Source organism: Pseudomonas syringae group sp. J309-1, from assembly GCF_032582135.1.
Lineage (GTDB): Bacteria > Pseudomonadota > Gammaproteobacteria > Pseudomonadales > Pseudomonadaceae > Aquipseudomonas > Aquipseudomonas quasicaspiana.
On the sequence record NZ_JAWHNU010000052.1, the window covers coordinates 1 to 12,379 of the forward strand.

Consider the following 12,379-nt stretch of genomic DNA (forward strand, 5'->3'; position numbering starts at 1 on the left):
TCGCCAACAAGTTAGCTCCTACAAGGTCCGCGTTTCAAATCCATTATTGGAGTGATGTTTGATAGGAGCGAGGCTTGGTCTGGGCGGCATTCCGACGATAAGTACGACGCGGTTTAAAGTACATCGCGTCCAGCCTTATAGCGTTCAGGCTCGCTCCCACAGGGCTGCGTTAAAGTCGAGCTGGCAGTTCAGGGCGCAGGATTCGGATGATCCTTGTGAATCGCCTCGATACCCGCCAACACCTCGTCCGACAACTTCAGCCCGAAACTGGCGATGTTGCTGTCCAGTTGCTCAAGGGTGGTCGCGCCAATGATATTGCTGGTCACGAACGGCTGGCGGGTCACGAAGGCCAGCGCCATTTGTGCTGGCTCCAGACCGTGCTCACGGGCCAGCGCCACGTAGCGGCTGCACGCTGCTTCCGATTGCGGATTGAAGTAGCGGGTGAAACGACTGTAGAGGCTCAGGCGACCTTTGGCCGGGCGAGCGCCACCTTCGTATTTGCCTGAAAGCATGCCGAACGCCAGAGGTGAGTAAGCCAGCAGTCCACATTGTTCGCGAATGGCAATTTCGGCCAGGCCCACTTCAAAGCTGCGGTTGAGCAGGTTATAGGGATTCTGGATTGACACCGTTCGCGGCCAGCCACGGCTTTCAGCCAACTGCAGGAATTTCATGGTGCCCCATGGCGTTTCGTTGGACAGGCCAATGTGGCGGATCTTGCCCGCTTTGACCTGCTCGTCCAGAGCTTCGAGGGTTTCTTCCAGTGGGGTGAAATCTTCGTCTTTATGGGTGTAACCCAATTTGCCGAAGAAGTTGGTGCTGCGCTCAGGCCAGTGCAGTTGATACAGATCGAGGTAATCGGTCTGCAGGCGCGCCAGGCTGGCATCGAGGGCCGCCACAATATGCTTGCGGTTGTGTTTGAGGTTGCCGTCACGAATATGCTCGATGGCATTACCAGGACCCGCGATCTTGCTGGCCAGAATCCAGTCGGCGCGGTCGCCCTGTTGCTTGAACCAGTTGCCGATGATTGTCTCGGTGGCGGTGTAGGTTTCTGCTTTTGGCGGTACCGGGTACATCTCGGCGGTATCAAGGAAATTGATACCGGCTTCTTTGGCGCGTTCGATCTGCGCAAAGGCTTCAGACTGGCTGTTTTGCTCGCCCCAGGTCATGGTGCCGAGGCAGATTGCGCTGACTTTCAGGTCGGTTCGGCCAAGTTGGCGATAGTCCATTTGCTTCTCCTCAAGTAAGAGAACCATAAAAGCAGGTTGATATTTATTTCGCAATCCGCATAATCCCGCGGCTCTTTGCAGTGGAAGTGATGCTCCATCTGCCGGAGAGACATCTTTGCCGTACCACAGATGCGCCGACCCGAGCCCTCGGCAGCGTCTGTATAACGGCTGCCTTTGACATGCTGCTTGTCAAAGTACGATCTATTCAGTAAGATCCGCCGTCTCAATTTATCAGGGCGGCCCCTGAGGCTAAATAATGAAAACTTATACTGCTAAACCGGAAACAGTTAAGCGCGAATGGTTCGTAGTCGATGCTGCTGGTCAGACCCTCGGTCGTCTGGCTACAGAAATCGCGAGCCGTCTGCGTGGCAAGCACAAAGCGGAATACACCCCGCACGTTGACACTGGTGACTACATCGTTGTTATCAACGCTGAGCAAATCCGTGTTACCGGTGCTAAAACCACCGACAAAATCTACTACTCTCACTCCGGTTTTCCGGGCGGGATCAAGTCGATCAACTTCGAAAAGCTGATCGCCAAAGCTCCTGAGCGTGTGCTCGAGACCGCGGTTAAAGGCATGCTGCCTAAGAACCCGCTGGGTCGCGACATGTACCGTAAGCTGAAAGTCTATGCGGGCACTGCACACCCTCATACTGCTCAGCAGCCCCAAGAACTGAAGTTTTAACGGAATAGTTGATTATGTCGGCGACTCAAAATTACGGCACTGGCCGTCGCAAGACCGCTACCGCACGCGTTTTCCTGCGTCCAGGTACCGGTAACATCTCCATCAACAACCGTTCGCTGGATAATTTCTTCGGCCGTGAAACTGCCCGCATGGTAGTTCGTCAGCCGCTGGAATTGACTGAGACTGTCGAGAAGTTCGACATCTACGTCACCGTGATTGGCGGTGGTGTAAGTGGTCAAGCTGGCGCAATCCGCCACGGTATCACTCGCGCTCTGATGCAGTATGACGAAACCCTGCGCGGCGCTCTGCGCAAAGCTGGCTTCGTTACACGCGACGCCCGTGAAGTTGAACGTAAGAAAGTCGGTCTGCGTAAAGCGCGTAAGCGTCCGCAGTACTCGAAGCGTTAATACGCACTTCGTTCAAGAAGAACGCCCAGCCTCCTCACGGAGCTGGGCGTTTTTTTATGCGCGTCGTATACCTGTGACAACATGACTCATTCAGCGCAGGCCCCGTATTACAAGGCTTTCAGCTTTTCGTGAAAAGTAATTCCCTTGTGGTTTGAAGGGTTTTTATCTACCATCCGGCAAAATTTGGATACATGAATTTTTAAATTAGACGCCTGATCGAACAGGCCACATAGCTGATGGGAGAGGACGGAATGAGCAATGACGGCGTGAATGCAGGCCGGCGTCGCTTCCTCGTGGCGGCCACATCTGTGGTTGGTGCAGCAGGAGCGGTGGGGGCGGCGGTCCCGTTCGTAGGGTCATGGTTTCCCAGTGCCAAGGCGAAAGCCGCAGGCGCACCGGTAAAGGTGAATATCAGCAAGATCGAACCAGGGCAGCAGATGATTGCTGAGTGGCGCGGTCAGCCAGTTTTCATTGTCCGTCGTACCGATGAAATACTGGGCAACCTCGGCAAAATTACGGGCCAGTTGTCGGACCCCGAATCCAGGGACTCGCTCCAGCCCGCTTACGTCGACCCTGTTGTACGATCCATCAAACCTGAAATCCTGCTGTTGATCGGTATTTGCACCCACTTGGGTTGCTCCCCGACTTTCCGTCCTGAAGTAGCGCCAGTCGATCTGGGCAAAGATTGGGTGGGTGGCTATTTCTGCCCTTGTCACGGCTCACATTACGACCTCGCTGGCCGCGTCTATAAATCCCAACCTGCACCTTTGAATCTGCCAGTGCCGCCGCATTCCTATGAGTCGGACAACATTATTGTCATTGGCGTCGATCAGGAGAGCGCGTGATGAGCAAGTTCATGGATTGGATTGATGCTCGCTTCCCCGCCACAAAAATGTGGGAAGACCATCTCAGCAAGTATTACGCCCCCAAAAACTTCAACTTTTTCTACTTCTTCGGTTCACTGGCCCTGCTGGTACTGGTCAATCAGATCCTGACCGGTGTCTGGCTCACGATGAGCTACACGCCGACGGCTGAAGAGGCGTTTGCGTCCGTCGAGGGCATCATGCGTGATGTGCCTTACGGGTCGATTTTGCGTTTGCTGCATTCCACCGGTGCTTCGGCGTTCTTCATTGTCGTTTACATGCACATGTTCCGCGGCCTGCTGTATGGCTCGTATCAAAAGCCTCGTGAGCTGGTGTGGATCTTCGGCATGCTGATTTATCTGGCGCTGATGGCTGAGGCGTTCATGGGGTATTTACTGCCCTGGGGGCAGATGTCGTACTGGGGCGCGCAGGTGATCATCTCGCTGTTTGGCGCCATTCCGGTTATCGGCGATGACCTGACGCAATGGATTCGCGGCGATTACCTGATCTCCGGTATTACCCTGAACCGTTTTTTTGCGCTCCACGTGATTGCTCTGCCAATTGTCGTGCTTGGCCTGGTCGTACTGCATATTCTGGCATTGCATGAAGTGGGTTCGAACAACCCCGATGGCGTCGACATCAAGAAGCACAAAGACGAAAACGGTATTCCTCTGGATGGAATTCCCTTCCACCCGTATTACACCGTGAAAGATATCGTCGGCGTTGTCGTCTTCCTCTTCGTGTTTTGCTTCATTGTGTTTTTCTTCCCTGAAATGGGCGGCTACTTCCTCGAAAAACCCAACTTCGAGATGGCAAACCCCTTCAAGACGCCAGAGCACATTGCACCTGTCTGGTATTTCACGCCGTTCTACGCGATCCTGCGCGCCGTTCCTGACAAGCTGATGGGGGTCATGGCTATGGGAGCTGCAATTGCAGTGCTGTTTGTGCTGCCCTGGCTGGACCGAAGCCCCGTCAAGTCAATGCGCTACAAGGGATGGCTCAGCAAGGTCTGGTTACTGGTGTTCTGTGTGTCTTTCGTAATTCTCGGTGTGTTGGGTGTTTTGGCGCCAACGCCTGGGCGTACTTTGCTGTCGCAGGTCTGCACCTTCCTGTACTTCGCCTACTTCATTCTGATGCCGTTCTATACCCGGCTTGAGAAAACCAAACCGGTTCCGGAAAGGGTGACTGGCTGATGAAAAAGCTATTTGCTGTATTGATGCTTGTTGCTCTGCCAATGTTGTCCGTTGCTGCCGAGCACGGCGGTCCTGAGCTGGAAAGCATCGATATCGATGTCTCGGACAAGGCTGCCATGCAAGATGGGGCGCGCACGTTCGTCAACTATTGCATGGGCTGTCACAGCGCTAAGTTCCAGCGTTACGAGCGCGTTGCCGATGATCTGGGCATCCCTCATGAGCTGATGCTGGAAAAGCTGGTATTCACCGGTGCCAAGATCGGCGATCACATGAATATCGGTATGCAGTCAGCAGACGCGAAAGTCTGGTTTGGCGCTGCTCCGCCGGATCTGACTCTGGTGGCGCGAGTGCGGGGCACGGACTGGTTGTATGGTTACCTGCGCTCTTTCTACGAGGATTCGGCGCGTCCATTCGGGGTGAACAACACAGTCTTTCCTAATGTAGGGATGCCCAACGTGCTGGCTGGCTTGCAAGGTCGTCAGATCATCGGCTGTAAGCAGATTCAGTTGGTCGAGGAGGGCAAGAAGCAGTACGACCCCTTGACGGGCGCGCCACTGACGCACGAGGCGTGCGATCAACTGACGATTGTCCCCAATACAGGCAGTCTGAATGCAGAGCAGTTCGACGAAAAGGTCAAGAATCTGGTGACCTTCCTCGCTTATTCCGCGAACCCGACGAAGCTTCAGCATCAGCGTATCGGGATGTACGTGTTGCTTTATCTGGCTTTCTTCTTTGTCTTCGCTTACCTGCTCAAGCGTGAATACTGGAAGGATATTCACTGACCGTTTGTAACGCCAAGGCAACACTCGCGCGCTCGTGTGTCCCATTTAGGCAATAAATGCAGGGCAAATGTGGTTGTGACGGCAAGATTGCAGAATTTACTACGCATAAATGAGCTATCTTGTCGCCCGCGATGACCACTGCCCTTAATGCGGTTGTTGTCGGAGGCGTCCGAGGGCGCGTCCGTTTTTGTGTATTCGATAAATTTAACAAGCGAGGAGGACCGCCATGGGCGTGACCAATCGGTTGGCCTGTTACTCCGACCCCGCCGACCACTATTCCCACCGCGTGCGCATCGTGCTCGCCGAGAAAGGTGTCAGCGCCGAGATCATTGATGTTGTGACGGGTACCCAACCGCCGAAATTGATCGAGGTGAACCCATACGGCAGCGTACCCACCCTGGTCGATCGTGATCTGGCGCTGTACGAGTCGACTGTGGTGATGGAGTATCTGGATGAGCGTTATCCGCACCCGCCGTTGCTGCCGGTTTATCCGGTCGCACGCGCCAATAGCCGCCTGCTGATCCATAGGATTCAGCGCGACTGGTGTGCTCAGGTGGACCTGATTCTGGATCCGCGCAGCAAGGAATCTGCTCGTGCGGTAGCTCGTAAGGAGCTGCGTGAAAGTCTGACCGGCGTCTCGCCATTGTTCGCCGAGAAAGCTTTTTTCCTCAGTGACGAGCAAAGTCTGGTTGACTGCTGTCTATTGCCCATACTCTGGCGTTTGCCTGTTTTGGGTATTGAATTGCCGCGGCCTGCCAAGCCGTTGCTTGATTATATGGAGCGCCAGTTTGCGCGTGAGGCATTCCAGGCAAGTCTGTCTGCTGCCGAACGTGATATGCGCTAAGGCCTAAGGAGCCGTTGATGAACTCCAGTCGCCCTTATCTGATTCGTGCTCTCTATGAGTGGATCGTGGATAACGATTGCACCCCGCATATGCTGGTCAATGCGGAGTATCCATCAGTGCAGGTCCCGCAAGGGTTTGCCAACGATGGGCAGATTGTCCTGAACGTTTCTCCGTCTGCTGTGCGCCATTTGCACATGGACAACGATGCAGTCAGTTTTGAAGGTCGCTTCGGCGGTGTCCCGCATACCCTGTACGTCCCTGTAGGGGCGATTCTGGGCATTTATGCCCGGGAGAATGGTCAGGGTATGGTTTTCGAGCTGGAGCCTCCATTCGAGGACGAAGACAGCGTCGATGCGGATGATGATCTTCCACCACCGGATACCGAGCCACCGCGTCCAAGCGGCAGACCCAGTCTGAAAGTGGTCAAGTAATCAGCTTCACATGTGACAAAAAAGGCGACCTCAGGGTCGCCTTTTTCATGTGTGCGAAGTGGAAGTCAGTCGATGTACTCGAACAGCTTCACGATCTTCTGCACGCCAGACACGCTCTGTACCAGGCTGGTCGCGCGGGTGGCCTCCTGTTGCGTCACCAGGCCAAGCAGAAAGACGATGCCGTTCTCGGTCACGACTTTGATGCGCGAGCCCGGGATTGCACTGTCGGTCAGCATCTGGCTTTTGATCTTGGTGGTCAGCCAGGCGTCATTGTTGCGGGCCAGCAACGACGAAGGCGCCATGACCTGCAGCTCGTTGTTGACTTTCTTTACCCGCTGAACACCGCTGGCTTCTTTTTCGGCCAGGGCTTTGAGGTCTTCACGTGGGGTCTGGCCAGCCAATAGCACGATGCCGTTGTAGCTGGTGACGACGATGTGCGAGTTCTGATCCAGATCAGGGCTCGCCTTGGCGATGTTCACCGCTGCCTTGGTTTCAATCAGCGAGTCATCGATTTTGCTGCCGAACGTACGCGTCCCGCGATCGTCTTCAATCGGGTTGTCGCGGGTAGCAGTCAGCACCGAGCTGCATCCGCTGATGCTTATGCACAGGGTCAGGGCCAGCAGGCTGAGACGATTAACGGTCATTCTTCACTCCCGAACAGTTGGCTGTCGATCAAATCGCACAAGCAATGAATCGCCAGCAGATGGACTTCTTGAATTCGTGCGGTGACTTTTGCCGGTACGCGGATTTCCACGTCCTCAGGCAAAAGCAGCGAGGCCATGCCGCCGCCGTCGCGACCCGTCAATGCTACGACAATCATTTCACGATCATGTGCGGCCTGGATCGCTTGAATTATGTTCGCCGAGTTGCCGCTGGTGGATATCGCCAGCAATACATCGCCCGGTTGGCCCAGCGCGCGGATCTGCTTGGAGAAGATCTCGTTGTAGCTGTAGTCGTTGGCAATCGACGTGATCGTCGAGCTGTCGGTTGTCAGTGCAATGGCCGGCAGGCTAGGGCGTTCACGTTCGAAGCGGTTGAGTAGCTCGGATGAGAAGTGCTGAGCATCACCCGCCGAACCGCCGTTGCCACAAGCGAGCATTTTGCCTTCGTTGAGCAGCGCATTGACCATGACCTGGCTGGCTTGCTCGATGTGGGGTGCAAGGACTTCCATCGCCTGCTGCTTGGTGTCGATGCTGGCCTGAAAAAGCTGGCGAATTCGGGATTGCATGTCCATCTGGGTGACCTTAATTAGAACGTATCGCGGCTTATCGGCTGGCGCAGAAGGGGAAGCCCTCGGCGCAAGGCGGTACGGCCCGCAAAGCGAAAAGCGAAATCTGTGTTGGATGGCATATTGCGTGAGTCGGCATTTCAGTTCCGGGGTCTGCCCGCATGGCGTGGACGCCAGGGATTTCAGCTCTCGAATGCATGCTTGATCCAGTTCAAGGATGGGCCGCCACGCGGATCACCCTCAATGGCTATGACGTCGAAACGACATGCCGCATCTGCCCATTGTGTGTCGCTCTGCAGGAACAATTGTGCCGCCAGAACCAGCTTTTGCTGCTTGCGAAAATCAACGCTTTCCAACGCTCCACCCCATGTCGAATGGCGGCGGTAGCGAACTTCGACGAATACTACTGTATCCCCGTCGAGCATGACCAGATCAAGCTCACCACGTTTGCATAACCAGTTTCGTGCAATGAGCTGCAAACCGTGTTGCTGTAAATGCTGCAGGGCGCGGGTTTCGGCCTCGCGCCCTGCAGTTTGGCGGGTGTTGCCAGGCATTTACTGAGCGGTATCCGGCAGGCGCTGAATCTTGCCGTCAACAAACTCCGCCCAGGGCAACTGACGTTCCACGCGGCGAGCCGGATTGATGCTCAAGCTGCCGGACAGGCCGTCGATGCGGCTTTCAGGCATGGTCTTGAGTTGGCCCAGGCGCGGAGCCAGGCGATAGGCATCGACGCCCATAGCGTAGAGGCGGCCCAGACTGCCTGAAGCTTGCGGCCACTGGGTGACGACCTGCTGACGCAGTGGATCATTGGCGTTGAGCAACCATGGAGTTTCGCAGAAGCGCACGCCATTCAGGTCCATGTATTGCGCGTGATCGTTACTGTTGGTGAACAAGTGCGATGTGGCGTAGACGGGAACATCACCTGCGTACTGGAAGACCATGGTTGGCTTGATCTGCTGCGCCTGTTGTGGGGTCGCAGCCAGGAACATGAAATCAATGTCCTGACGACGCGTCGGTTGGGCGGCTACTTGAGTCCCTACAGTGCTCTGCAGACGTTGCGCGCGGCCTTCGCTGTTGCGCAGCTGGAACAGGTCAGCAACTTGCTGTGCCAGTGCAACGGGTTGGTCGACGTGTTCAGCCGCAATCAGCGTGCCGCCTTTGGCTTGCCAGCTCTGGCGGAAAGCGTCCAGAACGCGGTCGCCCCATTCGCCTTTTGGCACCATCGCAACAGCGCTGCGCTTGCCATCTGCCCAGGCGCGGCGTGCTACTTCACGGGCTTCGTCTTCAGCGGACAGACCGAACTGGAACAGTTGCTGAGGGCCTTCAGGGCCTGCATCACTGTAGTTCAGCGCCAATGTGGTGATAGGCAGTTGCGGGCGGGTGCTCAATTGTTTGACCAGTGGTTTTTCCAACGGACCGACAACCAGTTGCACGCCTGCAGCTTGAGCCTCGCGATAGAACTCATCCATAGAGGTCAGGCGCGAACTGTCGAATACCTGAATGGCCGGAGGATTCTGACCGGCCTGTTGCGCCTGATAATGCGCGGCCATGAAGCCTTCACGCAGAGCCTTGGCGACGGCTGCGAGTGGGCCTTCCTGTGGCAGCAACAGGGCGATTTTGGTCAGCGGCTCGCTGGTCAGGGCGCGCAGTTGCGCCAGTGTCGCAGGCAGCTGGATAGCAGCGGGGTGCTTTGGATTCTGTGCTTTCCAGGTGTCGATAGCGGCTTGTTGCTGTTCCAGCGTGCCCGCGCCTTTGATGCTGCGCGCAAGGCTTAGCCAGCCGCCCAGATCGTCGGTCGCGTTGCTTTGCAGTTGTTCCGGAGGCAGTGCCCCAACGAGTTTCCAGATAGCGTCGTTGTTGGCGCTCAGGTCGTTGCCTTGCAGCAATGGACCCACGAAGACTCGCTCGCTGATCGCCGGGAGGATCTGGCCATCAGCTTCGAGTGCGCGAGCGCGGACGGTGTGGGTCCGAATCTGCTGTTCAACGGAAAGCTCGCTCAGGCGTTGCAGGCTCGGGTGGCTCAGCGCAGTCAGTGCGGCTTTTGGCTGATTGCGACCCATCGCCAGTTCAGCATCCAGAGTCGCGGCAAACACCTGCTGGCCAGGCTTGAGCAACTCAATCTGCACTTGCGTGAGGATTTGCGCAGCGCGTCCGGGATTGTTCTGCCGGTTGGCCAGATCCGCAGCGCTGAGTCGGAGCAGTGAGGCCTGTTCCGGGGTTTTCGCGGCGGCCGCCTGATCGAGTAACTGCTCGATGCTGGCGTCAGGGGTGCGTGGAAGTTCGCCAAGGCTGGACGAAGGCGAGCTGGCGCAAGCCGCCAACAGGGCAGCAAGGCAGAGGGCAGAGAACAGCCGCAGGCAAGCGATCATGTGTATGTTCCTGATACTCGAGCAAATTAGCGGGGAATTGTACCCAAGCACTGGCATGGGTGCGACGTCGTTAACATTTAAAGCAGTGATATAAGTCGCAGTGCCTGATTACACGAGGTAATACGGCCTTTACGAAATGTTGCGCTGGTAGATATCGGGCGCCAATCATGACTTTTCCTCCCTTTTTCAGGTCTTCCTTGAGTCTGCGAGTCATTGGTCGCGGTCGTAGTCTGTACAATGATGACCTTCGCCCTGAAGGGTAACAAATCATGAGGTCTGCGCTTTGACTGCTCCAGTTGCTTTGAATTCCGCCGCGGGCTCGCTTTATGTAGTGGCCACGCCAATCGGCAATCTGGATGACATGAGCGTGCGGGCATTGAAGGTCTTGCGCGAGGTGGCGCTGATTGCCGCCGAGGATACGCGCCACTCATCACGATTGATGCAGCATTTCGGCATATCAACGCCATTGGCTGCGTGTCACGAGCATAACGAACGCGAAGAGGGCAGTCGGTTTATTACTCGCCTGCTGGCAGGCGATGATGTTGCGCTGATCTCCGATGCGGGGACGCCACTGATCTCTGATCCTGGGTATCACCTGGTGCGTCAGGCTCGCGCTGCGGGTATTGCAGTCGTCCCGGTGCCAGGTGCCTGCGCGTTGATTGCTGCGCTCTCGGCGGCTGGCATGCCTTCTGATCGTTTTATTTTCGAGGGTTTCTTGCCTGCCAAGGCTGTAGGCCGTCGCGCTCGCCTGGAGCTGCTTAAAGAAGAGCCACGCACCCTGATCTTCTATGAAGCGCCGCATCGTATTCTTGAATGTCTGCAGGATCTGGAACTGGTCTTCGGTGCGCAGCGACCTGCGTTGCTGGCCCGCGAGCTGACTAAAACCTTCGAAACCCTCAAAGGGTTGCCGCTCGCTGAGCTGCGTGAATTTGTCGAAAGCGACAGCAATCAGCAGCGTGGCGAGTGTGTGGTGTTGGTGGCGGGCTGGACCGAGCCGGAAGATGAAGACGTCATCGGTAGCGAGGCGCGACGGATTCTGGATCTCCTGCTTGCAGAGATGCCGCTCAAGCGTGCCGCAGCCCTGGCAGCGGAAATTACCGGTGTGCGTAAAAATCTGCTTTATCAGGTGGCTCTGGACAAGCAAAAGGGCGAATAAATCCCTGCAACCCGAGCTCGCGACGTATTAAAGCTTGTTCTGAGGTGGCTGTGCCGCTAACCTTGTCGGCGGAGAGTCGATTGGACAGTCGCTGCCTCTTATTGTTCGCAATTAAGGGGGGGAGGAAAGTCCGGGCTCCATAGGGCGGAGTGCCAGGTAACGCCTGGGAGGCGTGAGCCTACGGAAAGTGCCACAGAAAATAACCGCCTAAGCGCTTCGGCGCCGGTAAGGGTGAAAAGGTGCGGTAAGAGCGCACCGCGCGTCTGGCAACAGTTCGTGGTCAAGGTAAACCCCACTCGGAGCAAGACCAAATAGGGTTCCTAGGCGTGGCCCGCGCTGGAACCGGGTAGGTTGCTAAAGACGTCCAGTGATGGCCGTCGTAGAGGAATGACTGTCCTCGACAGAACCCGGCTTACAGATCGACTCTCCACCTTTTTTCTCCCCTCTCGTTTCAGCTGTATTACACCCTCCGTAATACCAAAAAAATCTTAAACCTCATAAATCACTTTAAGTTCGCGCTGCAGCGTTTTGAGCTGTGTCGGAATTTTCCGTAAGACCCCTCCTGAAATTCGCGCTAACCGTCCGATATCGCTCCTAAATCCCAGTTATGTAAGGGTTTTCCTTAAGACCGTGCCTTGACTGTGTGGTGGGCGGGTTCCTATAGTGTGCGCAAGTGGCAGAAAGTGGCGCGAAGTGGGTTTTTTTAACGCAAAAAGCTAGAATTCGGAGAAAGCGCCTGTGTTTCGTGGTGCCAACGCAATCAATCTCGATGCAAAGGGCCGTCTCGCTATGCCGAGCCGGTACCGTGACGAGTTGGATTCGCGTAGCGCCGGGCAATTGATCGTGACCATTGATGCTGTAGACCCTTGCTTATGCCTTTATCCGCTCTCCGAATGGGAGCTGATCGAGGCGAAATTGCGTGAGCTCGCTACTTTCCGCGAAGAAAACCGCCGCCTGCAGCGTTTGCTGATTGGTAATGCGGTTGATCTGGAGCTGGATGGGAGTGGGCGTTTCCTGGTTCCGCCGCGTCTTCGTGAATATGCCAAATTGGATAAGCGCGTGATGTTAGTGGGCCAGCTCAATAAGTTTCAACTGTGGGACGAGGACGCCTGGAACGCTCTTGCTGATGCGGATCTGGCGGCCATTCAACAACCGGGCGCGATGCCTGATGAATTACGTGATCTGATCCTGTGAC

At 55.9% G+C, this 12,379-nt stretch carries 14 protein-coding genes and 1 other RNA gene; 10 read left to right on the forward strand and 5 right to left on the reverse strand.

The features are described from left to right. Positions 1–188: 188 nt before the first annotated feature. Complete coding sequence (locus tag RX972_RS22710; RefSeq protein ID WP_122394955.1) at positions 189–1,226, reverse strand: NADP(H)-dependent aldo-keto reductase; 1,038 nt, start codon at positions 1,224–1,226, stop codon at positions 189–191. Between the two features lie 256 nt (positions 1,227–1,482). Between RX972_RS22710 and rplM the strand changes: the two genes are divergently transcribed. The 7 genes from rplM (at position 1,483) to RX972_RS22745 (ending at position 6,431) form a co-directional block, all read left to right on the forward strand. Next, positions 1,483–1,911, forward strand: coding sequence for a 50S ribosomal protein L13 (rplM, locus tag RX972_RS22715; protein WP_027900224.1), 429 nt, complete (start codon positions 1,483–1,485; stop codon positions 1,909–1,911). 14 nt (positions 1,912–1,925) lie between these two features. Continuing rightward, positions 1,926–2,318 carry a 30S ribosomal protein S9 gene (rpsI, locus tag RX972_RS22720; protein ID WP_002555064.1) on the forward strand — a complete coding sequence of 131 codons (393 nt, stop codon included), beginning with the start codon at positions 1,926–1,928 and terminating at the stop codon, positions 2,316–2,318. Between the two features lie 251 nt (positions 2,319–2,569). After that, positions 2,570–3,163 carry a ubiquinol-cytochrome c reductase iron-sulfur subunit gene (petA, locus tag RX972_RS22725; protein ID WP_099270946.1) on the forward strand — a complete coding sequence of 198 codons (594 nt, stop codon included), beginning with the start codon at positions 2,570–2,572 and terminating at the stop codon, positions 3,161–3,163. After that, complete coding sequence (locus RX972_RS22730; RefSeq protein WP_316878722.1) at positions 3,163–4,374, forward strand: cytochrome bc complex cytochrome b subunit; 1,212 nt, start codon at positions 3,163–3,165, stop codon at positions 4,372–4,374. The genes petA and RX972_RS22730 overlap by 1 nt, the downstream gene beginning before the upstream one ends. After that, complete coding sequence (locus RX972_RS22735) at positions 4,374–5,156, forward strand: cytochrome c1 (protein ID WP_316878724.1); 783 nt, start codon at positions 4,374–4,376, stop codon at positions 5,154–5,156. Before RX972_RS22730 ends, RX972_RS22735 begins: the two co-directional genes overlap by 1 nt. Before the next feature lie 226 nt (positions 5,157–5,382). Next, positions 5,383–6,000: a glutathione S-transferase N-terminal domain-containing protein gene (locus tag RX972_RS22740; protein ID WP_027900228.1), complete on the forward strand. Its 618-nt coding sequence runs from the start codon at positions 5,383–5,385 to the stop codon at positions 5,998–6,000. A 17-nt stretch (positions 6,001–6,017) separates the two neighbouring features. Continuing rightward, positions 6,018–6,431, forward strand: coding sequence for a ClpXP protease specificity-enhancing factor (locus RX972_RS22745; RefSeq protein ID WP_027900229.1), 414 nt, complete (start codon positions 6,018–6,020; stop codon positions 6,429–6,431). Between the two features lie 65 nt (positions 6,432–6,496). On the opposite strand, the gene RX972_RS22750 is transcribed toward RX972_RS22745, so the two are convergent. From RX972_RS22750 to RX972_RS22765, 4 genes are all read right to left on the reverse strand, one after another. After that, on the reverse strand, positions 6,497–7,075 hold the full coding sequence (locus RX972_RS22750; protein WP_027900230.1) for a BON domain-containing protein: 579 nt from the start codon (positions 7,073–7,075) through the stop codon (positions 6,497–6,499). Continuing rightward, positions 7,072–7,665 (reverse strand): phosphoheptose isomerase, encoded by a 594-nt coding sequence (locus tag RX972_RS22755; RefSeq protein WP_027900231.1) that lies wholly within the window; start codon positions 7,663–7,665, stop codon positions 7,072–7,074. The genes RX972_RS22750 and RX972_RS22755 overlap by 4 nt, the downstream gene beginning before the upstream one ends. 176 nt (positions 7,666–7,841) lie before the next feature. Next, the gene (locus RX972_RS22760; protein WP_099270942.1) at positions 7,842–8,213 is read right to left on the reverse strand and encodes a YraN family protein; all 372 of its coding nucleotides are present in this window, start codon (positions 8,211–8,213) and stop codon (positions 7,842–7,844) included. After that, entirely contained in the window at positions 8,214–10,028 is a 1,815-nt protein-coding gene (locus tag RX972_RS22765) for a penicillin-binding protein activator (protein WP_027900233.1), read from the reverse strand. A 283-nt stretch (positions 10,029–10,311) separates the two neighbouring features. Between RX972_RS22765 and rsmI the strand changes: the two genes are divergently transcribed. From rsmI to mraZ, 3 genes are all read left to right on the forward strand, one after another. Next, a complete protein-coding gene (rsmI, locus tag RX972_RS22770; RefSeq protein ID WP_316878732.1) occupies positions 10,312–11,184 on the forward strand; it encodes a 16S rRNA (cytidine(1402)-2'-O)-methyltransferase in 873 nt (290 codons plus the stop codon). Between the two features lie 72 nt (positions 11,185–11,256). Continuing rightward, an RNA gene (gene rnpB / locus RX972_RS22775) (RNase P RNA component class A) lies at positions 11,257–11,615 on the forward strand. A gap of 307 nt (positions 11,616–11,922) precedes the next feature. Continuing rightward, positions 11,923–12,378 carry a division/cell wall cluster transcriptional repressor MraZ gene (mraZ, locus tag RX972_RS22780; RefSeq protein ID WP_004881513.1) on the forward strand — a complete coding sequence of 152 codons (456 nt, stop codon included), beginning with the start codon at positions 11,923–11,925 and terminating at the stop codon, positions 12,376–12,378. Position 12,379: the final 1 nt, after the last annotated feature.